The sequence below is a fragment of the Specibacter sp. AOP5-B1-6 genome, from assembly GCF_052376555.1.
GTDB lineage: Bacteria > Actinomycetota > Actinomycetes > Actinomycetales > Micrococcaceae > Specibacter.
Map to the genome: position 1 here is coordinate 23635 of NZ_JBQSVT010000013.1, position 24894 is coordinate 48528.

Annotated in this window: 18 protein-coding genes; 15 read left to right on the forward strand and 3 right to left on the reverse strand. The window is 63.5% G+C overall.

What is annotated here, in order from left to right:
• The first annotated feature begins 84 nt into the window (after positions 1-84).
• Complete coding sequence (gene uvrB, locus ACT3TS_RS08630; RefSeq protein ID WP_444531097.1) at positions 85-2169, forward strand: excinuclease ABC subunit UvrB; 2085 nt, start codon at positions 85-87, stop codon at positions 2167-2169.
• A 153-nt stretch (positions 2170-2322) separates the two neighbouring features.
• Here the strand turns inward: uvrB and ACT3TS_RS08635 are convergent, their stop codons facing one another.
• From ACT3TS_RS08635 to ACT3TS_RS08645, 3 genes are read right to left on the reverse strand one after another with little or no spacing between them, the layout of a single operon-like run.
• Positions 2323-3621, reverse strand: coding sequence for an alpha/beta fold hydrolase (locus ACT3TS_RS08635; protein ID WP_444531098.1), 1299 nt, complete (start codon positions 3619-3621; stop codon positions 2323-2325).
• A complete protein-coding gene (locus tag ACT3TS_RS08640) occupies positions 3621-4139 on the reverse strand; it encodes a GNAT family N-acetyltransferase (protein ID WP_444531099.1) in 519 nt (172 codons plus the stop codon). The genes ACT3TS_RS08635 and ACT3TS_RS08640 overlap by 1 nt, the downstream gene beginning before the upstream one ends.
• 21 nt (positions 4140-4160) lie before the next feature.
• Positions 4161-6698, reverse strand: a complete 2538-nt coding sequence (locus ACT3TS_RS08645) for a DEAD/DEAH box helicase (protein WP_444531100.1) — start codon at positions 6696-6698, stop codon at positions 4161-4163.
• Positions 6699-6809: 111 nt separating this feature from the next.
• On the opposite strand from ACT3TS_RS08645, the gene ACT3TS_RS08650 reads away from it, so the two are divergent.
• The 14 genes from ACT3TS_RS08650 to gap all read left to right on the forward strand — a co-directional run bounded on the left by ACT3TS_RS08650 (position 6810) and on the right by gap (position 24892).
• The gene (locus ACT3TS_RS08650) at positions 6810-7643 is read left to right on the forward strand and encodes a trans-aconitate 2-methyltransferase (RefSeq protein WP_444531101.1); all 834 of its coding nucleotides are present in this window, start codon (positions 6810-6812) and stop codon (positions 7641-7643) included.
• The gene (locus tag ACT3TS_RS08655; protein ID WP_444531102.1) at positions 7640-8338 is read left to right on the forward strand and encodes a PIG-L deacetylase family protein; all 699 of its coding nucleotides are present in this window, start codon (positions 7640-7642) and stop codon (positions 8336-8338) included. The genes ACT3TS_RS08650 and ACT3TS_RS08655 overlap by 4 nt, the downstream gene beginning before the upstream one ends.
• A gap of 408 nt (positions 8339-8746) precedes the next feature.
• Positions 8747-10504, forward strand: coding sequence for an ABC transporter ATP-binding protein (locus tag ACT3TS_RS08660; RefSeq protein ID WP_444531103.1), 1758 nt, complete (start codon positions 8747-8749; stop codon positions 10502-10504).
• Positions 10501-12435, forward strand: a complete 1935-nt coding sequence (locus ACT3TS_RS08665) for an ABC transporter ATP-binding protein (protein WP_444531104.1) — start codon at positions 10501-10503, stop codon at positions 12433-12435. Before ACT3TS_RS08660 ends, ACT3TS_RS08665 begins: the two co-directional genes overlap by 4 nt.
• A complete protein-coding gene (locus ACT3TS_RS08670; RefSeq protein ID WP_444531105.1) occupies positions 12432-12815 on the forward strand; it encodes a GntR family transcriptional regulator in 384 nt (127 codons plus the stop codon). Before ACT3TS_RS08665 ends, ACT3TS_RS08670 begins: the two co-directional genes overlap by 4 nt.
• 165 nt (positions 12816-12980) lie before the next feature.
• A complete protein-coding gene (uvrA, locus tag ACT3TS_RS08675) occupies positions 12981-15866 on the forward strand; it encodes an excinuclease ABC subunit UvrA (protein ID WP_444531106.1) in 2886 nt (961 codons plus the stop codon).
• Positions 15867-16077: 211 nt separating this feature from the next.
• Positions 16078-16911 (forward strand): HAD hydrolase-like protein, encoded by an 834-nt coding sequence (locus ACT3TS_RS08680; RefSeq protein ID WP_444531107.1) that lies wholly within the window; start codon positions 16078-16080, stop codon positions 16909-16911.
• Positions 16898-17566 (forward strand): lysophospholipid acyltransferase family protein, encoded by a 669-nt coding sequence (locus ACT3TS_RS08685; protein ID WP_444531108.1) that lies wholly within the window; start codon positions 16898-16900, stop codon positions 17564-17566. The genes ACT3TS_RS08680 and ACT3TS_RS08685 overlap by 14 nt, the downstream gene beginning before the upstream one ends.
• 128 nt (positions 17567-17694) lie before the next feature.
• The gene (uvrC, locus tag ACT3TS_RS08690) at positions 17695-19758 is read left to right on the forward strand and encodes an excinuclease ABC subunit UvrC (protein ID WP_444531109.1); all 2064 of its coding nucleotides are present in this window, start codon (positions 17695-17697) and stop codon (positions 19756-19758) included.
• A 234-nt stretch (positions 19759-19992) separates the two neighbouring features.
• Positions 19993-20916 (forward strand): RNase adapter RapZ, encoded by a 924-nt coding sequence (gene rapZ, locus ACT3TS_RS08695; RefSeq protein WP_444531110.1) that lies wholly within the window; start codon positions 19993-19995, stop codon positions 20914-20916.
• Positions 20917-20918: 2 nt separating this feature from the next.
• Complete coding sequence (locus tag ACT3TS_RS08700) at positions 20919-21914, forward strand: gluconeogenesis factor YvcK family protein (RefSeq protein ID WP_444531111.1); 996 nt, start codon at positions 20919-20921, stop codon at positions 21912-21914.
• 25 nt (positions 21915-21939) lie between these two features.
• Positions 21940-22920, forward strand: coding sequence for a DNA-binding protein WhiA (gene whiA, locus ACT3TS_RS08705; RefSeq protein WP_444531112.1), 981 nt, complete (start codon positions 21940-21942; stop codon positions 22918-22920).
• A gap of 108 nt (positions 22921-23028) precedes the next feature.
• Positions 23029-23652 (forward strand): superoxide dismutase, encoded by a 624-nt coding sequence (locus ACT3TS_RS08710; protein ID WP_444531113.1) that lies wholly within the window; start codon positions 23029-23031, stop codon positions 23650-23652.
• Positions 23653-23884: 232 nt separating this feature from the next.
• Entirely contained in the window at positions 23885-24892 is a 1008-nt protein-coding gene (gene gap, locus ACT3TS_RS08715; RefSeq protein ID WP_444531114.1) for a type I glyceraldehyde-3-phosphate dehydrogenase, read from the forward strand.
• Positions 24893-24894 lie beyond the last annotated feature (2 nt).

Here is a 24894-nt window from a genome sequence, read left to right on the forward strand (position 1 = left end):
CTGGGTGTCCTTTTGTTGGCGGCCCGAGGCAGGTGTTCAAGGTCATGTGCCGCTCGGCAGCACATCGGGGGTAGCGTTAAGCCCATGAGCCTTGCGCAGGAGATCAACCGTGTTGTAGCACCCTTTGAAGTGATCAGTGAGTTCCAGCCTGCCGGCGACCAGCCGGCAGCCATCAAGGAACTGACCGAACGCATCAACAACGGTGAAAAGGACGTCGTCCTGCTCGGTGCCACCGGTACCGGAAAGTCGGCAACCACTGCCTGGCTCATTGAACAGGTGCAGCGTCCAACGCTGGTCCTGGTGCAAAACAAGACACTTGCCGCGCAACTGGCCAACGAATTCCGGGAACTGCTGCCCAACAATGCGGTGGAATATTTTGTGTCGTATTACGACTATTACCAGCCGGAAGCATATGTTCCGCAGTCGGACACCTTCATTGAAAAGGACTCCTCCGTCAACGAAGAAGTTGAACGGCTCCGGCACTCTGCCACCAATGCGCTGCTGACCCGCCGCGATGTCATCGTCGTCGCCACCGTGTCCTGCATCTACGGCCTGGGCACGCCCGAAGAGTATGTGGCAGGCATGGTCACGCTCAAGCGCGGGGACCAGATGAACCGGGACGACCTGCTGCGCAAGTTTGTCAGCATGCAGTACACCCGCAACGACATTGACTTCCACCGCGGGACTTTCCGCGTCCGCGGCGACACGGTTGAGATCATTCCGATGTACGAAGAGCAGGCCCTCAGGGTGGAGTTCTTTGGCGACGAGGTGGAGAGCATTTACACGCTGCACCCCCTCACAGGTGACATTATCCGGGAAGAAAATGAAATGTATGTCTTCCCGGCATCCCACTACGTTGCCGGACCCGACCGCATGTCCCGGGCGGTCAAACAGATTGAAGACGAACTCGCGGCCCGCACGAAGGAACTGGAAAGCCAAAACAAACTCCTTGAGGCCCAGCGGCTGCGCATGCGCACAACCTATGACCTGGAAATGATGGAGCAGATGGGTTTCTGCAACGGCATTGAAAACTACTCCCGGCACATTGACGGCCGCGACCAGGGCAGCGCCCCGCACTGCTTGATTGACTATTTCCCCGACGACTTCCTGCTGGTCATTGACGAATCCCATGTGACCGTCCCCCAGATTGGGGCCATGTATGAGGGTGACATGTCCCGCAAGCGGACACTGGTGGACCACGGCTTCCGTCTGCCCTCGGCCATGGACAACAGGCCGTTGAAGTGGGATGAATTCCTCGAACGCGTGGGCCAGACCGTGTATCTGTCAGCCACCCCCGGCAAGTACGAACTGGGCATGTCGGACGGCTACGTCCAGCAGATCATCCGCCCCACGGGCCTGATCGACCCCGAAATTATCGTCAAGCCCTCCCAGGACCAGATCAACGACCTGCTCGGTGAGATCCGGAAACGGACGGCAAAAAACGAACGCATCCTTGTCACCACCCTGACCAAACGGATGTCAGAAGACCTGACCGACTACCTGCTCGGCAACGGCATCAAGGTCCAGTACCTGCACTCGGACGTGGACACACTGCGCCGTGTCGAGCTGCTGCGCGAGCTGCGCATGGGTGTCTTTGACGTGCTCGTCGGCATCAACCTGCTCAGGGAAGGCCTCGACCTGCCGGAAGTCTCCTTGGTGAGCATCCTCGACGCCGACAAGGAAGGCTTCCTGCGCTCCTCGACGTCCTTGATCCAGACTATTGGCCGTGCCGCGCGCAACGTCTCGGGCGAGGTGCACATGTATGCAGACAGGATCACGGCGTCAATGGAGTTCGCCATCGACGAGACAAACCGCCGCCGCGAGATCCAGGTCAGCTACAACAAGCAGCACGGCATTGACCCGCAGCCGCTGCGCAAGAAGATCGCGGACATCACCGACCAGCTGGCCCGGGAAGACGCAGACACCGCAGCGCTGCTGGAAGAAGCACGGCTGCGGCGTGAAGGCACAGCCAAGGGCAGCAAGAAGAAGGCCTCCGCCGGCCCAGTGTCCCGCCCGGCCGCCGAGCTGATCCAACTCATTGAGGAACTCACGGCCCAAATGCACGGTGCAGCCGCCGACCTCCACTTTGAACTGGCGGCCAGGCTGCGTGACGAGGTGGGCGACCTGAAGAAGGAGCTGCGGCAGATGCGCGAAGCCGGCCACGCCTGACATGCGGCTGGCCCGCGGGAGCCGCGGTTCTCTCGCGGGCAGTAAGATTTCCTCGGTCGCTGAGCGACCTCGAAAATCCATCCCCGCTCCGAGGACCGCGGCTTCCGCACGACGGACAGCGGCCCCGCACGACGTTCCGCGGCTTCCGCCCCGCTACGCCCGGACCAGGCCCAGCAGCCTCGCGAAGATGCCTTCGCCGTCGTCGGAGATGCCGTCATGGTGGAAGTCGGCGGTTTCCCACACCTGCAACCCCTTGACGGCGGCCGCCGTGGCAAGTGAAATCTCCCGGTCGACGAAAATGTCGTCAACGTATACCGCAGCCGCCGCCGGGACGGTGTTGCGCGCCAATTGGGCCGGATCGTACAGGGCTCCCCAACCCTCTGTACGGACGGCAAGAAGCTCGGCAAGCTCCCGCAGCGTCACCAGGGCCGGGTCCTGTTCGAAATACCAGGGGTAGACGGCCTCACCCGTGAGGAGCGGCTCCACAGCGTTGGGATGGAAATCCGGGTTGGCTGCCAGAACACGTTGCGCGGCCCAGTTGCTGGCCGCGCCCTGCACATAAATCGACTCATGCATCAGCGCGTACAAGGGATTCGTTGCGCGGCTGACATAACCAGCCACGTTGGCCAGGAATGAATCCGACAGCCGGCCGCCGTCGGCCGTGTCAATGAACGCGTCCTCGAGCACAAAGTGCAGGCCGTCAAAGCGGGTGTTGCCGCCCAGATAGTTGCCCAGCATCTGCAGGCGCTCCCGGGTGAGCCGTTCCCCGGTTGGCAGGAATTCGGGGACCGCCGCCACATGGCCCATGATCTTCGTGAAGAGGTCCCGGTCCTGGGGATACTTGGCAAAATATTCGGCATTGCGGAGCCGCAGCTGCTTGAACGTTGCCTGGTAGACCTGGTCGGCCGGTCCGGCCAACGGTCCAAGACCGCCGGTGAAGAGTGCCTCCTTCACGCCGTCCGGGGCGAAGGAAAGATACGTGAGTGCGCAGAAACCGCCATAGCTTTGGCCGAAGATGCTCCAAGGGCCGGAGCCGAGCGCCGTGCGGATAAGCTCGGCGTCGGCCACGATGTCTGTCGCCCTGAAGTGGGAGAGATAATCCGCCTGCGCCTCGGTGCCGCCGAGCAGGGGAAGTGTCTGTCGGTTGGCGGGCGTCGACAAGCCAGTTCCCCGCTGGTCCAGCATCAGGACACGAAAGTCCTTGATGGCTTCCTTCAGCCAGCCGCTGGCACCTGCCGGCCTGTTGCCCTTGCCGCCGGGACCGCCCTGCAGGAACAACAGCCAGGGCAGGCCCTCCTGCTTGGGGTCGCTGAGCTCCCGGGCAAAAATCTTGATGGCGGGGCCGGCAGGGTTGCTGTGGTCCAGGGGAGCGGAAAACCAGTGGTCCTGCACGCGCAGGCCGCGGATCTCGTAGGGGGCTCCCGCGGCGGACTCGAACTCGGCAGACGCCATTACTGCTGCGCTCCGGTGCCGGCCGTGGCCACTGCGGCAGACCCAAATGCGTCCAGCGCGCTGCCGTCGAGGCGGTACACATGCCAGCCGTCCATGGGTGCGGCGCCGAGCGACTTGTAAAAGTTGATGGACGGCTCATTCCAGTCCAACACGCTCCACTCAACCCTCGCGTAGCCGCGCTCGACGGCGATCCGGGCCAGCTCGCGCAGCATCGCCTTGCCGTGGCCGCCGCCGCGGGCTTCCGGGCGCACATACAGGTCCTCGAGGTGGATGCCGTGGGTGCCCTCCCAAGTGGAGTAGTTCAGGAACCACAGGGCAAAGCCGACAATCGGCTCGCCGGCAACCGGGGAATCAACAACGTGCGCAAAAACCTGCGGGTTGTCGGCAAACAGCCCGCCGTGCAGCATGCTGGCGGTGTTCTTGACGGCGTCCGGTTCTTTTTCGTAGACGGCCAGGTCGTGGATCATGCCAAGGATGGCGGGGACATCGGCGGGCACCGCAGTGCGTAGCAAACTCATGGACCGAGCCTATCGCGGACCTTACATCCGGCTGAAGTCCTTGAATATTACGACGGCGGCCCCGGCCTCGTTCGACGCGTCGAGATCCACCGTGGCCGACATGAACCAGTCGTTGTTGCCTTCCGGGTCAACAACGGTTTGGCGCACCGCCCAGCTGTCGGTGGACGGACTGATGTGCAGCAGGGACGGGCCGCGCGCTGCCGGGCCGGACTCAATGAATTCGTGTTCGTCCCAATAGTCATCCAGCGCGTCAGCCCAGCGGTCGGAATCCCAGCCGTGCTCGCCGTCCAGCGTTCCCAGCGACTCAAAGTTGTCATCGGCTGCCAGCTCGACGCGGCGGAACATCTCGTTGCGGACCATGACACGGAAAGCCCGTGAGTTGTCGGTCAGGCGTGGCGGGGCGGGCGGCAGCGCCGTCTCCTCCACCATGTCGGCGGTGTCGCCGCTGGTCATCTTTTCCCATTCGTCCAGCAGGCTGGAGTCGACCTGGCGGACGAGCTCACCGAGCCAGGAAATGATGTCTTCCAAGTCTTCGCGGAGGGCATCTTGGGGAACAGTCTGGCGCAGCGCCTTGTACGCGTCGGTCAGGTAGCGCAGCACGATGCCCTCGGAACGGGCCAGCGAGTAGTACTGGACGTACTCGCCAAAGTTCATGGCGCGCTCGTACATGTCGCGGATGATCGACTTCGGGCTCAGCTCAAAGTCGCCCATCCACGGGGCGGCCTTGCGGTAGACCTCAAAGGCGTCCGAGAGCATTTCCAGGAGCGGCATGGGGTACGTGACCTCATCGAGGATCGCCATCCGCTCGTCGTACTCGATGCCCTGCGCCTTCATGTCCGTGATCTTCTCCGTGCGGGCGCGCTTGAGTTGTGCGGAAAGGATCTGGCGAGGCTTTTCAAGGGTGGCCTCGATGACGGAGATGACGTCCAGCGCGTAGCTGGGGGACTCGGCGTCGAGCAGGTCCAAGGCTGCCAGTGCGAAGGGGGAGAGCGGCTGGTTCAAGGCAAAGTTCATTTGCAGGTGCACCGTCAGGCGGACGGTGCGGCCGTCGGCTTCGAGTTCATCCTCCGGAATGCGTTCCACGACGCCGGCGCCCAGGAGCTCCCGGTACATGCCGATGGCCTTGCGGATCAGCACGCGCTGCTTGGACGGTGATTCATGGTTTTCGGTGAGCAGCACCTTGGCTGCTTGGAAGGGATCTCCCGGACGTTCGAGCAGGTTCAGCAGCATGGCGTGGGTGACGGTAAAACTTGAGGTCAGCGGCTCGGGCACCGATTCGGCCAGCCGCTTGAAGGTTGGCTCGCCCCAGCTGACAAAGCCCTGCATGGGCTTCTTTTTGACGACCTGGCGCAGCTTCTTTTGGTCGTCGCCAAACTTCGCCACGGCCTTGGCCATCGACTTGGCGTTTTCGATCACGTGGTCGGGTGCCTGCACAATGACGGTTCCTGCGGTGTCGTAGCCTGCCCTCCCGGCACGTCCGGCAATCTGCTGGAATTCGCGCACCTGCAGCACACGGGTTTTGACGCCGTCGTACTTGCTCAGGGCCGTCATCAGGACGGTGCGGATGGGCACATTGATGCCTACGCCGAGCGTGTCGGTGCCGCAGATGACCTTGAGCAGGCCCGCCTGTGCCAGCTGCTCAACGAGGCGCCGGTACTTGGGCAGCATGCCGGCGTGGTGGACGCCGATGCCGTGGCGGACCAGGCGGTTGAGGGTCTTGCCGAAGCCTGCGGAGAAACGGAAGCCGGCTATGAGCTCGCCGATCTTGTCCTTTTCCTCGCGGGTGCACACGTTGATGCTCATGAGGTTTTGGGCGCGGTCGATCGCCTCGGCCTGGCTGAAGTGCACAACGTACACGGGGACCTGCTTGGTGGCCAGGAGTTCCTCGAGTGTCTCGTGCACGCCCGTCTGCACATAGTAGTAGTGCAGAGGGATGGGCCGCTCGCCCGAGGAGACGGTGTTGGTGGTGCGGTTGGTGAGTTCCGTCAGCTCGCGTTCAAAGCGGCTGACATCGCCCAATGTGGCGCTCATGAGCAGGAACTGCGACTGCGGCAGTTCCAACAGTGGCAGCTGCCATGCCCAGCCGCGCTGCGGGTCGGAGTAGTAATGGAACTCATCCATGATGACGACGCCGGCGTCGGCGTTCCTGCCTTCACGCAGGGCAATGTTCGCCAGGATCTCGGCCGTGCAGCAAATGATGGGTGCGTCCTGGTTTACCGAGGAGTCGCCGGTGACCATGCCGACGTTTTCGGCACCGAAGATCTCACACAGCGCAAAAAACTTCTCCGACACGAGCGCCTTGATGGGGGCCGTGTAGTAGCTGGCGGCGCCCCGGGCCATCGCGTTGAAGTGCGCAGCGATGGCGACCAGTGACTTGCCCGACCCCGTTGGTGTGGACAGGATGACATTGTTCCCGCTGACGAGTTCAAGCGCTGCCTCCTCCTGGGCGGGGTACAGTTCCAGCCCCCGGTCAAGGGTCCACTCCAAAAACGCGTCCAGAACGTCGTCGTCGGTGGCGGTTTGCGGATTCAAGGTGGCAAGCTGTTCAAGAAGATTCATGGTCTTCCCAGCTTAGGCGGTCGGGGCGGCGGCTGGATAACTGCATCTGGCAGGTCAACCGACAGGTCAAGGGGGCTGCGGCTCGATGCCGGCGTGTGGCAGGATTACGCCATGGGTGATCAATCATTTCTCTGGGAACCGGCCAAATACGCACAGTTCAGCGACTACCGCGACAGGCCGTTCTTCGACCTGACGTCCCGCATCACCGCCAACGCCCCGTCCCGCGTGGTTGATCTCGGTTGCGGGCCCGGCACACTCACGGCCACGCTGGCCGCTCGCTGGCCCGGCGCATCCGTGCTGGGGCTCGACAGTTCAGCGGCCATGATCGCTGCAGCCCAGGCGGCCCGCGGCCCAGGCGCGAATACTCCGCAGGAGGCTGCCACTGCAGACGAGGTGCAGCCGGGGCTGGGGTTTGCCCTCGCTGACATTGCCGGCTGGACCCCGGATGAAGACACGGACGTGGTGGTGTCCAACGCGGCGCTGCAGTGGGTGCCCGGGCACCGGGAGCTCATGTCGGGCTGGTTGTCCGCCCTGCGCCCCGGTGCGTGGCTGGGAGTTCAGGTGCCGGGGAACTTTGGCTCGCCGTCGCACGTCATCATGCGGGATTTGGCGGCCAGCCCGCGCTGGCGGGACCGCCTGGACGGGGTGCTGCGCCATTATGACGCGGTGGGGGAGCCGGACCAGTACCAGGAGCTGTTCCTGCGCGCCGGGGCCAGGGTTGAGGTTTGGGAGACAACGTACAACCAGCTGCTGCAGGGACCGGACCCGGTGCTTGACTGGGTGCGCGGAACAGGTTTGCGACCCGTGCTGTCGGCGCTGGGACTGGAAGAAGGCGTACATTTTGAGAAGGAGTACGCAGCCCTTTTGACGGAGGCGTATCCCGCAGGAAACTTTGGCACAATCTATCCGTTCCGGCGGATCTTCATGGTCGGAGAAAAGCAATGACAGCACTGTTGGGCTTTCCCCAGGACTGGCAGCGGGCCCTGGTGATCGTGGCCCATCCCGACGACCCGGAATACGGCATGGCGGCCGCCGTGGCCGAATGGATTGCTGCCGGTAAGCAGGTCAGCTATGTCATGGCAACCCGCGGCGAGGCCGGGATTGCCGGGCTCGCACCGGAGGACTCCGCGCCGCTGCGCAGCCGGGAACAGGAAAATGCGTGTGCCAGGGTCGGCGTCACCGACTTGGTGTTCCTTGACCATCCCGACGGCCGCATTGTGGAGGGGCTCGCGCTGCGTCGTGATTTTGCCCGTGAGATCCGCCGGGTGCGCCCGGACGTCGTGCTGACGCTGAACCACCGTGAGGAATGGGGGCCGGGCCGGTGGAATTCCGCCGACCACCGGGCCGTGGGCCGGGCAGTCCTTGATGCCGTGGGCGACGCCGACAACGAATGGATCTTTCCCGAGCTGCTGGCCGACGGGCTTGCCCGGCACAAGACCCAGTGGGTGGCGATCAGCTCCCCGCAGCCAACGCATGCCCAACAGGTTTCGGCGGCGAGCATTGAGCTGGCTGTGGCCTCCCTGGCTGCGCACAAGGAATATTTGCGGGCCCTGAGCACGGATCCCGTGGAGGAGCAGGCCCGGAAGCAGATTGACATGGTGACTGGCAATGGCGCCGTTGCCTTTGAACTTTACGGCTGAATCTGTATCAGCGGCAGTCAGTATTGACGACACTGCGGCGCCTGGGAGCGTCTGGGCCGCGAATCAGCGGATGGGCAACAGCTGGCGCGCGGCCCATGCGCTTTTTCGTGGACCGGGATTGGATGGGGGAGAGCTCAAACGCGGTTCAGGCGCTGCTTCGTGGGCAGTGGGCCGTGGGCAGGGAGCGGCGGGCCGTGATTCGTGCACCGTGAGTCTCGGAACGTGCGGGAAAAGCGGTGCCTGGCGCGCCGTTGATGTTCGTGGCCTGGCCAAACAGGCCCACAGCGGCGACGCGGAAAATCCACACGGCCAACTTCGCTGACAACGCAGGCAGGTCAGGAGTACGTTGATATCTGAAAGAACAACGCCCCGTGGGAACTACAGTCCGTGGGACCTACAGGAGGATTTGTGCTGTTTCAACTGATCGCACGAAACTTGGCACCGCACAAGGGGCCGCTGATTGCCATCGTCGTGCTGCAGTTCCTCTCCACGATTGCGACGCTGTACCTTCCCACGCTCAACGCAGACATCATCGACGACGGCGTGGTCAAGGGACAGATTGACGTCATCATGAACCTGGGCCTGTGGATGCTGTTGATCACTGCCGGCCAGGTGGTGTGCGCGATCGCGGCAACCTACCTCAGCGCACACCTGGCCATGGGCGTGGGCCGGCAGATCCGCCGCGACCTTTTCAACAAGGTGGAAACGTTCTCGTCCCAGGAAGTGGGCATCATTGGCGCGCCGTCACTGATCACGCGCACCACCAACGACGTCCAACAGGTGCAGATGCTCACCTTGATGTCGTTCACCATGATGGTCATGGCACCCATCATGTGTGTTGGCGGGATCATCCTGGCCATGGCCCAGGACATTCCCCTCTCGGGCCTGCTGTTGGTGATTCTGCCCGTGCTCATCGTCGCCATCGCCCTTATTGTCAGGGTCCTGGTCCCCACGTTCCGCAAGGTGCAAAAGCAGCTGGATGACATCAACGGGGTGCTGCGCGAACAAATCACCGGCATCAGTGTCATCCGCGCCTTCGGCCGCAAGGACTACGAGGCCGACCGCTTCGCCACCGCCAACGGCGCACTCACCGGCTCCCAGCTGCGGGCCGGCCGGCTCCTGTCCCTGATGTTCCCCACCATCTTCTTCGTGGTCAACGTGACCAGTGTGGGCGTGCTGTGGTTCGGCGGCCAGCGCATCGACGCCGGCGACATGCAGATCGGCGCGCTCACCGCCTTCCTGAGCTACATCATGCAGATCCTGATGTCGGTCATGATGGCCATGTTCATGTTCATGATGATCCCGCGTGCGGCCGTCAGCGCCGAGCGCATCACCGAAGTTCTGGACACCGAAGCCAGCGTGGTTGACGCCCCCGGAGCCCTTGCCGTCGACAGGCTCGGCGGACGGCTCCGTGTCGAGAACGCCGCCTTCAGCTACCCGGGTGCCCAGGATCCCGTCCTGTCCGGCGTCAGTTTCAGTGCAGGCCCGGGAACCACGACGGCGGTCATCGGCTCCACCGGCAGCGGCAAGTCCACACTGGTGAACCTCATTCCCAGGCTCCTGGACAGCACGGAGGGGGCCATCGAACTTGACGGCCACAATATCAAGGACGTCACACTGGCCGCCTTGCGCGGCTCCATTGGGCTCGTCCCGCAGCGGGCCTACCTGTTCTCGGGCACCGTTGCCAGCAATGTCCGCATGGGCAACCCCGCGGCAAGCGATGAACAGGTGTGGGAAGCCCTGGAAACGGCTCAGGCTGCAGATTTTGTGCGTGACATGCCGCAGGGCCTGGAAGCCCCCATCGAACAAGGGGGCTCAAACGTCTCGGGAGGGCAGCGCCAACGCCTGTGCACAGCCCGCGCCATTGCGGCCAAGCCGTCGGTGTACTTGTTTGACGACAGCTTCTCCGCCCTGGACTACGCCACCGACGCAAAACTGCGGGCGGCGCTCAAACCCGTGACCCGCGACGCAGCCGTGCTCGTCGTCGCCCAGCGTGTGGGCACCATCAAGGACGCAGACAACATCCTGGTGCTGGACGAAGGACGCCTGGTGGGCCAAGGCACGCACGAACAACTGCTCCAAACGTGTCCGACCTACCAAGAGATCGTCACGTCCCAACTCAGCACAGAGGACGCAGCCACCGAAGGCCGGGGGAGCAACGCATGAGCATGATGAGAGGGCGCGGCGGCCCGCCACAAAAAGCACTGTCCTTCGGGCCCAGCCTCAAGCGAATCCTGCGACTCATGGTCCCCGACAAAATGCGCATGGCTGCCGTCGTTGCCATGGCAGCCGTCTCCGTGGGCCTGTCTGTTGTGGCACCCAAAATCCTTGGCAACGCAACCGACATCATTTTTGACGGCGTCGTGGGCAAGATGCTTGAACAGTTCCCGGCCGGCACCACGAAGAGCCAGGCCGTGGACGCTCTGCGGGCCGGAGGCCAGGGGCAGCTGGCCGACATGCTCTCAGCCATGAACGTCGTCCCGGGCCAGGGACTTGACTTCCAGGCCCTGGGTGCCGTGCTCACCATCGTTTTGTGCCTGTATGTGGCGGCGTTTTTCTTCAACTGGTCCCAGGGCTACATCACCACGGGCATCGTCCAGCGGGCCATGTACAGGCTGCGCCGGGACATTGAGGAAAAACTCAACCGCCTGCCCATGTCGCACTTCCAGCAGGAATCCCGCGGCGACGTCCTGTCCCGGGTCACCAACGACATCGACAACTTCTCCCAAACACTGAACCAAACGCTGACACAGATCCTGATCGCGGTGCTCACCGTGTGCGGTGTGCTGGCCATGATGTTTTCCATTTCGCCGATCCTGGCCGGCATCTCCCTGCTCGTGGTGCCCATCATCGCCGTGATGACGGTCCTGGTGGCCAAGCGTTCGCAGGTGCAGTTCGCGGCGCAGTGGAAGAGCACCGGGGAGCTGAACGGGCATGTGGAGGAAATGTTCACGGGCCATGAGATCGTCAAGGCCTTCGGCCAGCAGGAGGCGGCCATTGAAAAGTTCCGGGAGTCCAACGACTACCTGTACGAATCGAGCGCCAAGGCACAGTTCATTTCCGGCATCATCATGCCGGGCACAAACTTTGTCGCCAACCTCAACTATGTGGTCGTCGCGGTGCTGGGCGGCATCCAGGTGGCCCAGGGCACCCTGACCATTGGCAGCGTCCAGGCTTTCATCCAGTACTCCCGCCAGTTCAGCCAGCCCATGGCCCAGCTGGCCGGCATGATCAACCTGCTGCAGTCCGGCGTGGCATCCGCCGAGCGCGTCTTCGAGCTGCTCGACGCCGAGGAGCAAACCCCGGACCACAGCCCTGCCGCGCGGCTCGGGCAACCAGCCGGACGGGTGGTGTTTGACCACGTCAACTTTGCCTACAGCCCCGACGAGCCGCTGATCAAGGACTTGTCGCTCGTCGCGGAGCCCGGCGAAACTGTGGCCATTGTGGGCCCCACCGGTGCGGGCAAAACCACGCTGGTGAACCTGCTCATGCGCTTCTACGAGATTGACTCAGGCACCATCACGGTGGACGGCGTCAACACGGCGCACCTGACCCGCGAAGATCTGCGCAGCCAGTTCGGCATGGTCCTCCAGGACGCGTGGCTCTTCGGTGGCACAATCAGGGACAACCTGGCCTATGGCCGGCTCAGCGCCACCGAGGCCGACATTGTCGAGGCTGCCGAAGCCACCCATGTCGACCACTTTGTGCGGTCCCTCCCGGATGGCTATGACACCGTTTTAACTGACGACGACGGCGGCGGGCTGAGCCAGGGGCAGCGCCAGCTCATGACCATTGCCAGGGCGTGGATCGCAAATCCGGGCATCTTGATCTTGGATGAAGCCACCAGCTCGGTGGACACCCGCACGGAGGTGTTGATCCGCCAGGCCATGAACAGGCTGCGGGCGAACCGGACAAGCTTCGTCATTGCCCACAGGCTCTCAACCATCCGGGACGCGGATTTGATCCTCGTCATGAACCACGGCCGGATCATTGAACAAGGCAGCCATGACGAACTGTTGGCGCGCCGGGGTTTCTACTACGATCTGTACATGAGCCAATTCGGGGATCCGATGGTGGAAGAGGTGAGTCAGACATGAATGCCATGGAAATATTGATGCGCCGCTGGCATCTCGACACCGGGTCGACGGTGCCGCCCTTCGAACAGGTCAGGCTGCGGGTGTTGGATCTGGCCTCGTCCGGCGAGCTGGCTGTTGGCACAAAACTGCCCTCGGTGCGGGCGCTGGCAACGGATTTGGGTGTGGCCGCGAACACTGTGGCCCGGGCGTACCGCGAACTGGAACAGGCCGGCATTGTGGTGACCGCCGGCCGCAGCGGCACGGCAATAGCCTCCGGCGGGGACAAGATTGCCGCCCAGGTGGCAGCAGCGGCGGACTCCTTCGCCGCCGTCGTGCGTGAACTTGGTGTGCCACAGGCACAGGCGCTGCGCATAGTCACGGCGGCCGTTGAACGCAATTGACGTCACCCACCGCCGGAATCGTTCGGGCACACGTTCGAACGAACTTTCGATTATACTAACGAATGAATGCAACGCGCGGCGGACTTGCGGCCGTGCCATTGCCACGCCGCGGACGGCAGTTGAAGATCCGCCGGCGGCGCGGCAGCCAGTGATGTGAAGGAAACAATGGCCCAGTCTGTAACCCCTGAAATTGTCCAACGCCCGGATCTGTCGCGCCTGGTTGTCAAGGGCGCCCGCGAGCACAACTTGCGCAACGTCGACCTTGACCTGCCCCGCGACTCCATGATCGTCTTCACCGGCCTATCGGGCTCGGGGAAGTCCTCATTGGCCTTTGACACTATCTTTGCCGAGGGCCAGCGCCGCTACGTTGAGTCGTTGTCGGCCTATGCCCGGCAATTCCTTGGCCAGGTCGACAAGCCCGACGTTGACTTCATCGAGGGCCTGTCGCCGGCGGTGTCCATCGACCAGAAATCGACGTCGAAGAACCCGCGCTCAACCGTGGGCACAATCACCGAGATCTACGACTACATGCGCCTGCTGTGGGCGCGCGTGGGAACGCCGCACTGTCCCGTGTGCGGTGAGCCCATCGCCAAGCAGACGCCGCAGCAGATCGTTGACCAGCTGCTGGAAATGCCGGACGGCACCCGCTTCCAGGTCCTTGCCCCCGTGGTGCGGGACCGCAAGGGCGAATTTGTCGAGCTGTTCAAGGAGCTGACGGCCAAGGGCTACTCCCGCGCCAAGGTCGACGGCGAACAGGTCCAGTTGTCGGATCCGCCCAAGCTGAAGAAAACGTTCAAGCACACCATCGAGGTTGTTGTTGACCGCCTGGTGGTCAAGGACGGCATCCAGCAGCGCCTCACCGACTCCGTGGAAACCGCACTGGGCCTGGCCGACGGCCGCATCCTGGCTGAATTGGTCGACCTGGAGACTGACGATCGCGGCCGCATCCGCTCCTTCTCGGAGAACCTGGCCTGCCCCAACGAGCACCCGCTGGCCATCGACGAGATCGAGCCGCGGTCATTTTCCTTCAACAACCCCTTCGGTGCCTGCACTGCCTGCAGCGGCATCGGCAGCAAGCTTGAGGTTGATGAGGAACTCGTCGTCCCCAACCCGTTCCTGTCCCTGCGTGAGGGCGCCATTGCCCCGTGGTCGCTGGGCACAGCCACCACCGAGTACTGGAACAGGCTGCTGGAGGGGCTGTCCGCGGACCTGGATTTCAAGCTGGAAACCCCGTGGAACAAGCTGGACACCGACGCCCGCACGGCCATTCTGTACGGCAAGGACCACAAGGTTGTGGTGCAGTACAAGAACAGGTTTGGCCGCGAACGCAAGTACAGCACCGGTTTTGAGGGTGCCGTCCAGTACATTCAGCGCAAGCACACCGAGACGGAGTCGGATTCGGCCCGGGACCGCTACGAAGAATACATGCGCCAGATTCCCTGCCCTGCCTGCGGCGGCGCACGCCTGAACCCGGCGTCACTCTCGGTGCTGATCAACGGCAAGTCCATTGCCGAAGTCTGTGCGCTGTCCATGCGTGACTGCTTTGAGTTCCTCTCCAACCTGGTGTTGACCGGCCGCGAGGCCCAGATCGCCAGCCAGGTCCTGAAGGAGATCCAGGCCCGGCTGAAGTTCCTTTTGGACGTTGGCCTGGAATACCTCAACCTTGAGCGGGCCTCGGCAACGCTTTCGGGCGGCGAGGCCCAGCGCATCCGTCTGGCAACCCAGATCGGTTCCGGCCTGGTGGGCGTGCTGTATGTCCTGGACGAGCCGTCCATCGGCCTGCACCAGCGCGACAACCGCCGCTTGATTGAGACGCTGACCCGCCTGCGCGACCTCGGCAACACCTTGATCGTGGTTGAGCATGACGAGGACACCATCAAGGAAGCCGACTGGATCGTTGACATCGGCCCCGGTGCCGGTGAGCACGGCGGCGAAGTGGTCCACTCCGGTTCCCTGCCCGGGCTGCTGGCCAACACGCGTTCCCTGACCGGCGACTACCTGTCGGGTCGCAAGAGCATCGCCTTGCCGGCCAAGCGCCGCAAGTACGACAAAAAGCGTGAACTCACCGTCGTGGGGGCCAAGGAAAACAACCTGCTCAACATTGACGTGAAGTTCCCGCTGGGAGTGCTGACGGCCGTCACCGGCGTCAGCGGCTCCGGCAAGTCAACTCTTGTCAACGAGATCCTGTACAAGGTGCTGGCCAACAAGCTCAACGGGGCCAAGCAGGTTGCCGGACGGCATCTGCGCGTTGACGGCCTGGAGCACCTCGACAAGGTGGTCCACGTTGACCAGAGCCCGATCGGCCGCACGCCGCGGTCCAACCCGGCCACGTACACCGGTGTTTTTGACAACATCCGCAAGCTCTTTGCGGAGACCAACGAGTCCAAGATGCGCGGCTACCAGCCGGGACGCTTCTCGTTCAACGTCAAGGGCGGGCGCTGCGAGGCGTGCACCGGCGACGGCACCTTGAAGATCGAGATGAACTTTCTGCCCGACGTGTACGTGCCCTGCGAGGTGTGCCACGGCGCCCGCTACAACCGTGAGACCCTCGAGGTGCACTACAAGGGCAAGTCCATTGCCGACGTCCTGAACATGCCCATCGAGGAGGGTGCCGAGTTCTTTGCCGCCTTCACGCCCATTGCCCGGCACCTGCGCACGCTCGTCGACGTCGGACTTGGCTACGTCAGGCTGGGACAGGCCTCAACGACTCTTTCCGGTGGCGAGGCGCAGCGCGTGAAGCTTGCCGCGGAACTCCAGAAACGTTCCAACGGCCGCAGCATCTACGTACTCGACGAACCGACCACCGGCCTGCACTTTGAGGACATCAGGAAGCTGCTGCTGGTCCTGCAGGGCCTTGTCGACAAGGGCAACACGGTCATCGTCATTGAGCACAACCTCGACGTGATCAAGAGTGCCGACTGGGTTGTTGACCTGGGCCCGGACGGCGGCACCGGCGGCGGGCGTGTCATCGCCACCGGCACCCCTGAAAAGGTGGCCAAGAGCGGCGAAAGCTACACGGCCGACTTCCTGCGCGAGGTGCTGGCCCCGTAACAGCGCCCGCTGGGGCCTGCACCGCCCCGCCCTGAGATCGAGTTTGCACTTATTGGTCCGGATAGCGCTTTCCGAAGCGCATTTCGTCCAATAAATGCAAACTGGATCCGGGGCGTGGAGGCAGGGCGGCGCCACCCGGTCGCGGCACGGTAATATGCCTGTTGCGGCATGGATGGGCAGTGGTTGTGCCTTGTCGTGAGAAACTATGGACGTGACTACTGCTTCCCCCGCCATAAATCCCGACGGTCCCCGCACCGCAGTCCTCTTCGACCTGGACGGGACACTTGTTGACCCGGCAGGCGGCATCACCGGCGGCATTGAATATGCCTTGGGCGCCATGGGGCTGCCCATCCCCGCCGACGAGGTGCTCAACGCCATGATCGGCCCGAAACTGGCCGACGGCCTGGTCAGCATTATCGGCGTCCCGCCGGCCCAGGTCGACGGCGTCATCGCCGCCTACAGGCAGTGGTACGGCGAGCAGGGCATGGCCATGTCAGTTGTTTACCCGGGCATCAGGGAGCTGCTGGTGCAGCTCAAGTCCGACGGCGTCCCGCTGGCCGTGGCGACGCAAAAGCCCGAACCGCTGGCCAAGAAACTGCTGGCCCACCACGGCCTTGCCGAAATGTTCGACGTGATCCGCGGCTCCCACGCCGATGAGACACTCATGCCCGGCGACCCCGGATACCGTCCCGGCAAGGCAGAGATCATTGCCGCAGCCCTTTCGGCCGTGTCAGCACTGTCAGTATTGCCAGCACTTTCCGCCAACGCCCAAATCGACACTTCCGCCACCCCCGCCGGCGACGCAGCCGTCCCGCTTGGCGCCATCATGGTGGGGGACCGTCATCAGGACGTGCACGGCGCCCGCAGCAACGGCCTCGACTGCATCGGCGTTTCCTGGGGATTCGCCGCGGCAGGGGAGCTGGCGGCGGCAGGTGTTGCCGCCGTCGTGCATTCACCTGCTGAACTTGCCGTTCAACTGGCCCGAACAGACGCGGTCACGGCCTCCGCGGGCGCAACGGGGGAGGCCGCCCGTGGCGCTCTATGACCTGACCCGGGTACTCACCCGCGGCACCATCAGCACCCTGTGCAGGCCCACCGTTGAGGGCCTCGAAAATGTGCCCACGGACGGGCCGTTCATTGTGGCACCCAACCACCTGTCGTTCTTTGACTCGGTGATTGTGCAGGCTCTGACACCCCGACCCGTTTCCTTCTTTGCCAAAGCCGAATATTTCACGGGCAAGGGCATCAAGGGCAAGCTGATGAAGACGTTTTTCGAGTCGGTGCACTCGATACCTGTCGAGCGGGGCGAACAGGCGGCCAGTGTGCAGGCGCTGAAGACGCTGCTTGAAATCCTGGGCCGCGGCGAGGCTGTCGGCATCTATCCTGAAGGCACCCGATCCCGCGACGGCATTCTCTACCGTGGACGGACAGGCGTTGGCTGGCTGGCCCTGACGACTGGGGCGCCAGTGGTCCCTGTCGGCATGCTCGGCACGGAGAAGCTGCAGCCCGCCGGCAAGAAAACATTCACGCCGGCGAACTTCACCATGCGCTTTGGCAAGCCGCTGTTCTTCGACAAGACAGGTCCCGACCATTCACTGCCGGCCCGGCGGCATGCCACCGACACGATCATGGATGCCATCGCCGAACTGACAGGCCAGGAACGCAGCAGCAAATACAACCAAAGCCCCAGCGTCGAATAGTCCCCGCCTGCACCCTCACCTCGTCCCTCGGCCAGGGAACCCCGCAGACGTGGGCCCACCCGCCTGCACCCTCAACACACCATCAGGCAGCGTCCGCCGCACCTGCGGGCCCAGCCTAGAATGGAACCGTGGCAAATCCAGCAAGTTACCGGCCCAAGCCGGGAGAAATTCCCACGGACCCGGGCGTTTACCGCTTCCGTGATGAACATGGGCGCATTATTTATGTGGGCAAGGCGAAGAATCTCCGCTCCCGACTAAACTCATATTTCGCGAACCCGGCAACACTGCTGCCTAAAACCCATGCGATGGTCCACCACGCGGCGAGTGTCCAGTGGACGATCGTGGGCAGCGAACTCGAAGCACTGCAGCTGGAATACACCTGGATCAAGGAGTTCGCGCCGAGATACAACCTCGCCTTCAGGGACGATAAAACCTACCCGTACCTTGCCGTCTCCATGAGCGAAAAGTTCCCGCGGGTGCAGGTCATGCGCGGGGAGCGGCGCAAGGGGACCAAGTACTTTGGGCCATACACGGCCGGCGCGATCCGGGAAACCATGGACACCTTGTTGCGGGTGTTTCCCGTGCGCAGCTGCAGCGTGGGTGTGCTGCGGCGCGCCGAACGCAGCGGCAGGCCCTGCCTGCTGGGCTACATCGACAAATGCGCCGCCCCCTGCGTGGGTCGCGTCAGCGTCGAGGAGCACAAGGCGCTTGCCCAGGACTTTTGCGACTTCATGGGCGGCGAGGCCAAGCGCTTCATCAGCACGCTTGAAAAGCGGATGGCCGAAGCCGTCAAGGAACTCGACTATGAGCAGGCGGCAAGGGTTCGGGACGACATCATCGCGCTGCGCAAGGTGTTTGAACGCAACTCCGTGGTCCTGACGGAAGACACAAACGCGGACATTTTTGCCGTTGAACAGGACGACCTGGAGGCAGCGGTTCAGGTGTTTCACGTCCGTGGCGGGCGCATCCGCGGCCAGCGCGGCTGGGTTGTTGAAAAGGTTGAGGACGCCTCCGACGCCGAACTGTGGGAACACCTGATGCAACAGGTCTACGGGGCCGAGGAACAGCAGCAGGACGCCATACCCCGCCAAATTCTTGTCCCCGAGCTGCCCACCAACCATGAAGACCTGACCCGGTGGCTGGGCAAACTGCGCCATGGGCCCGTCTCCATCAAGGTGCCCCAACGTGGCGAAAAGGCGGCGTTGATGGACACCGTCCAGACGAACGCCCGGCAGTCCATGATCCTGCACAAGTCACGCCGTGCAGGTGACCTGACAACCAGGTCGCTGGCACTGCAGGAGCTCCAGGAGGCACTCGACCTGCCCATGCCGCTGCTGCGCATTGAGTGCTACGACATTTCCCATGTTCAGGGCACCAACGTCGTGGCCTCCATGGTGGTCGTGGAGGATGGCCTGGCCAAAAAGAGCGAGTACCGGAAATTCGCCATCACCGGCGACGCGGCCATTGATGACACGGCCTCCATGTACGACGTCATCACCCGGCGCTTCCGGAATTATCTTGCCGAAAAGGAGACCAGGGCACAGTCTGTGACGGCGAGTGGCGAAATCACGGCACACCCTCCCGCCCGTGCCGGTGTCGGCGCTCCGGAGGGCACGACCGGCACGGCCGGCGTGGCCGACCCGGATGTTGTGCCGGGCACGGAGGAACAGGGAGAACTGCCAAAGTCCAAGTTTGCCTACCCGCCCAACCTCGTGGTGGTCGACGGCGGCATCCCTCAAGTCAATGCCGCCTCGCAGGCACTTGCGGACCTTGGCATAGTCGACGTCGCCGTGGTGGGCCTGGCCAAACGGCTCGAGGAGGTATGGGTGCCTGACAGCGACTTCCCCGTGATCCTCCCGCGGTCCTCGGAAGGCCTGTACCTGCTGCAGCGCATCCGTGATGAAGCCCACCGATTTGCCATCACCTTCCACCGGGCCAAGCGCGGAAAGGCCATGACGGCCTCGGTGCTGGATCAGGTGCCGGGAATGGGTGCGGCCAAGCAAAAGACATTGCTGGCACACTTTGGCTCGCTGAAAAAGGTGCGCGCCGCGACAGTCGAGGACCTTGTGGCGGCCAAGGGCGTCGGTCCCGTCCTTGCGCAGGCGATTTACGACGTCGTCCATGCCGACAATGCCGCCGGAACGGAATCCGCCCCGGCAGTCAACATGACCACGGGCGAGGTTCTCGACTAGCACCCTCCCCAGCACGCGCTTCGCACGCACGGGGCCCCTCGGCCGCTAGCGCCCAGCACCTTCCCCAGCACGCGCTTCGCGCGCACGGGGCCCCCTCGGCCGCTAGCGCCCAGCACCCTCCCCAGCACGCGCTTCGCACGCACGGGGCCCCCTCGGCCGCTAGGCTTAGAGGGTAGACGTGGTGGGGGTCAAAGCCACCCCCGTGACCAAGCCAACAACCGACAGGGAACAGCAATGACCGAACAACAGGACTTCACCACCTCGGCCGACGGGCCGCTGACGCCGATCAAGCCCGTCCAACCAGAACTCCTGGTCGTCACCGGCATGTCCGGAGCAGGCCGGAGCACCGCCGCCAACGCGCTGGAGGACCACGGCTGGTACGTCATTGAAAACCTCCCCCCGCAGATGCTTGGCATGCTTGCCGACCTCGTCTCGCGCATGCCGGCAGCCCTGCCCAAGCTGGCCGTTGTGGTTGATGTCCGGGGCAAGGCCTTGTTCGCGGACATCCGCGAGTCGCTCAATGCCCTCTCGGCCGCAGGCGTGGCTTATCGGGTGTTGTTCCTCGATGCCAGCGATGACACGCTTGTGCGTCGTTTTGAACAGGGCAGGCGCCCACACCCGTTGCAGGAGGACGGCCGCATCCTCGACGGCATTGCCGCGGAGCGGGTCCTGCTGGCGGAAATGAAATCCCAGGCGGAGATGGTCCTGGACACCTCCGTCATGAACGTCCACCAGCTCGGCACCGCTGTCACCGAGCTTTTCTCGGAATCGGGCCCCGTGGTCCTGAGCCTGACCATCATGAGCTTCGGCTTCAAATATGGTCTGCCAGTCGACGCCAACTACGTGGCCGACGTCCGCTTCATCCCCAACCCGCACTGGATCCCGCAGCTGCGCCCGCTCACGGGCCAGGACGAAGCCGTGAGCAACTTTGTGCTCAATGACAATGGCGCCGCAGACTTTGTGGACCGTTACGTGCACGCCCTGGAACCGGTTTTGGACGGTTACCGGCGGGAAAACAAGCACTACGCCACCATCGCTGTCGGCTGCACCGGCGGGAAGCACCGTTCAGTTGCGGTAGCCATCGAACTGGCCAAGCGCCTCAGTCAGCTGCCCCGCGTCACCACCAGCATCCGGCACCGCGACCTGGGCCGGGAGTAAGCATGTACACAGGGATTCTGCCGATCGTTCCGACGGCCTCCAAACTGTCGAGCCCCGAGGCCGGCGTGCGAGTTGCCGCACTCGGTGGCGGCCACGGCCTTGCCGCGTCACTCTCGGCACTGCGCCTGCTCACCGGCAACGTCACGGCTGTTGTCACGGTTGCCGACGACGGCGGTTCCTCCGGCCGTCTGCGCGAGGAGTTGGGTGTGCTGCCCCCCGGCGATCTGCGCATGGCCCTGTCGGCCCTGTGTGATGACACCGACTGGGGCCGGACGTGGCGGGACGTCATGCAGCACCGGTTCACGTCCCGTGAGGGGGTTGCCGGTTCCCTTGACAACCATGCGCTGGGAAACCTGCTCATTGTCACCCTGTGGGAACTGCTGGGCGACACGGTTGCGGGCCTGCGCTGGGCCGGGGCCCTGCTCGGCGCACGCGGTGAAGTCCTGCCGATGGCCAGCGTCCCTTTGACCATTGAGGGCCAGGTTAAGAACAATGGCACCACCGGCACGCTGATCCGTGGCCAGTCCCTGCTGGCCAAGGCCGGTGAAGTTGAAAATGTCCGCCTGATGCCCCAAGACGCACCGGCCTGTGCTGAAGCGGTTGCGGCCATTCACGGTGCCGACTGGGTCGTTCTCGGCCCGGGCTCCTGGTACACCTCGGTGCTGCCCCACCTGCTCCTGCCGGAGATGCGGGACGCCCTGTGCACCACCCAGGCCAGGCGGCTGCTCACCATGAACCTTGATGTGAATGACCTCGAGGCGACCGGCATGAGTGCTGCAGACCACCTCCACGTGATTTCCCGCTACGCCCCCGAGTTCTCGGTGGACGTTGTGCTGGCAGATCCGCAGTCAATCGCCGATGTTGCCGAATTCACAGAAGCTGCCGCAATGATCGGTGCGGAGGTGGTGTTCGGTATGGTTGGAAGTTCCAGCGGCACGCCGGTCCATGACCCACTGCGGCTGGCAGCGGCATATCGGGATATTTTTGGGGACCACTAACGTACGTGAAAGTGAAGGCTGAAACATGGCGCTGACAGCAGCAGTAAAAGAGGAATTGTCCCGGCTGGACGTCAAGAAGTCCTCGGTGCGCAAGGCGGAGGTCTCGGCGCTGCTGCGCTTTGCCGGGGGGCTGCACATCATTTCCGGACGCATTGTCATTGAGGCGGAAGTTGACACCGCGGCCACCGCCAGGCGCCTGCGCGCGGCCATCGCCGAAATGTATGGGCACCAAAGTGAGATCGTCGTGGTCTCCGGCGGGGGACTGCGCCGCGGCAGCCGCTACGTGGTGCGTGTAGTGCGCGACGGCGAGGCCCTGGCCCGGCAGAGCGGTCTCCTTGACGGCCGTGGCCGACCCGTGCGCGGCCTGCCGTCGGCTGTCGTCAACGGTTCCACCGCCGACGCCGAGGCTGTCTGGCGCGGGGCGTTCCTGGCCCACGGGTCACTGACCGAGCCCGGCCGCTCATCGGCCCTGGAGGTCACCTGCCCCGGCCCTGAAGCCGCGCTGGCCCTGGTGGGGGCTGCCCGCCGCCTGGACATCGCCGCCAAGGCCCGTGACGTGCGGGGCATCGACAGGGTTGTCATCCGCGACGGCGACACCATCGGTGCGCTGCTTGTCCGCATGGGCGCCCACGACACCTTCCTCGTGTGGGAGGAGCGGCGCATGCGCAAGGAAGTGCGGGCCACGGCAAACCGGCTGGCCAACTTTGACGACGCCAACCTGCGCCGTTCGGCGCAGGCGGCGGTCGCAGCCGGCGCCCGGGTGGAGCGCGCCCTGGAGATCCTTGGCGACGACGTCCCGGACCACCTCAAATACGCCGGAGCATTGCGCGTTGCGCATAAACAAGCCAGCCTTGACGAACTGGGCCGGCTGGCCGACCCGCCGCTGACCAAGGACGCAATCGCCGGCCGCATCAGGCGGCTGCTCGCCATGGCCGATAAAAAAGCCAAGGATTTAGGCATCCCCGGCACTGAGTCCAACGTCACTTTCGACATGCTCGATGGCTAACATGCCTAGTATGAAAGAGTAGAGATGAAAGACCGCCCGCAAGGACGGACTTGCCTTGCCGGATATCCACCGCCGGCAACACCACATGAGAATCGCAATGGAGGAACCGTGACCAAGTACACACTTCCGGAACTCAGCTATGACTATGCTGCCCTGGAGCCCAATATTTCCGCCCGCATCATGGAACTGCACCACAGCAAGCACCACGCGGCATATGTTGCCGGTGCCAACACAGCCATGGAGCAGCTCGCCGAAGCACGCGAAAGCAACAACTTCGCCAACGTGGCCAAGTACTCCAAGGACCTGGCATTCAACCTGGGTGGCCACACCAACCACTCAATTTTCTGGAACAACCTTTCCCCTGAAGGCGGCGACAAGCCCGAGGGTGAACTGGCAGCGGCCATTGATGACGCTTTTGGTTCCTTTGACGCGTTCCGTGCACACTTCACGGCCGCAGCCATGGGAATCCAGGGCTCCGGCTGGGCACTGCTTTCCTACGAAGGCCTCGGTGGCAACATCCTCATCGAGCAGCTCTTCGACCAGCAGGGCAACATCCCCGTTGCAACAACCCCGCTGCTCATGCTCGACATGTGGGAGCACGCCTTCTACCTCGACTACGTCAACGTCAAGGCTGACTACGTCAAGGCTTTCTGGAACATCGTGAACTGGGCCGACGTGTCCAAGCGCTTTGAGGCTGCCCGCAAGAACGCAACCTCGCTGATCCTGCCGTAAGCAGGGCCGGCGCCACACGGCCGGCGCAAGCCGGTTTGTGTGACCAGCATATGGACGCCCGCTCCGTTCGATTAACGGGGCGGGCCCCATGGAACGTAATATAGATCACGGCGCGCTCTTGTCGATCCGCGCCAGGAAAGAATCTCTGCCCAACGTCGTGCGGGAAACAATGGTTGAAGGTGACCTTCAGCCTGACTACGTGTGTTCGCAAGAACACCAAGGAGAGAACTAAGTGACTACTCGTATTGGTATTAACGGGTTCGGCCGCATCGGCCGCAACTACTTCCGTGCAGCTTTGGCTCAGGGTGCGGACATTGAGATCGTTGCAGTCAACGACCTCACCAGCCCCGAGGCTCTTGCCCACCTGCTCAAGTACGACTCCGTCAACGGCCGCTTGTCCGTTTCCGTTGAAGTTGTGGACGGCCACCTTGTCGTTGACGGCAAGACCATCACCGTCCTGGCTGAGCGCGATCCCGCAAACCTCCCCTGGGGCGAGCTGGGCGTTGACATCGTCATCGAATCAACCGGTTTCTTCACCAAGGCCGCTGCCGCACAGAAGCACATTGATGCCGGCGCCAAGAAGGTCCTGATCTCCGCACCTGCCTCGGATGAAGACATCACCATCGTGTTGGGCGTCAACGACGAACTGTACGATCCGGCTGCGCACCACATCATCTCCAACGCATCCTGCACCACGAACTGCCTCGGCCCGCTGGCCAAGGTCCTGAACGACAGCTTCGGCCTGGAGCGTGGCCTGATGACCACCGTCCACGCCTACACTGCCGACCAGAACCTGCAGGATGGCCCGCACAGCGACCTCCGCCGTGCCCGCGCCGCCGCGATCAACATGATCCCGACGTCCACGGGTGCTGCCAAGGCCATCGGCCTGGTCCTGCCCGAGCTCAAGGGCAAGCTGGATGGTTACGCCATCCGCGTACCCGTCCCCACGGGTTCAGCCACGGACCTGACGGCAACCGTCAGCCGCGAAGTGACCGTTGAGGAAGTCAACGCCGCGTACAAGGCTGCAGCTGCTGAAGGCAAGCTCGCCGGCTACCTGACGTACACCGAAGACCCGATCGTGTCCTCGGACATCGTTGGCGACCCGGCGTCGTCCATCTTTGACTCGGGCCTGACCAAGGTCATCGGCAACCAGGTCAAGGTTGTTTCCTGGTACGACAACGAGTGGGGCTATTCCAACCGCCTGGTCGACCTGACCGAGCTCGTCGCCTCGAAGCTCTAAGG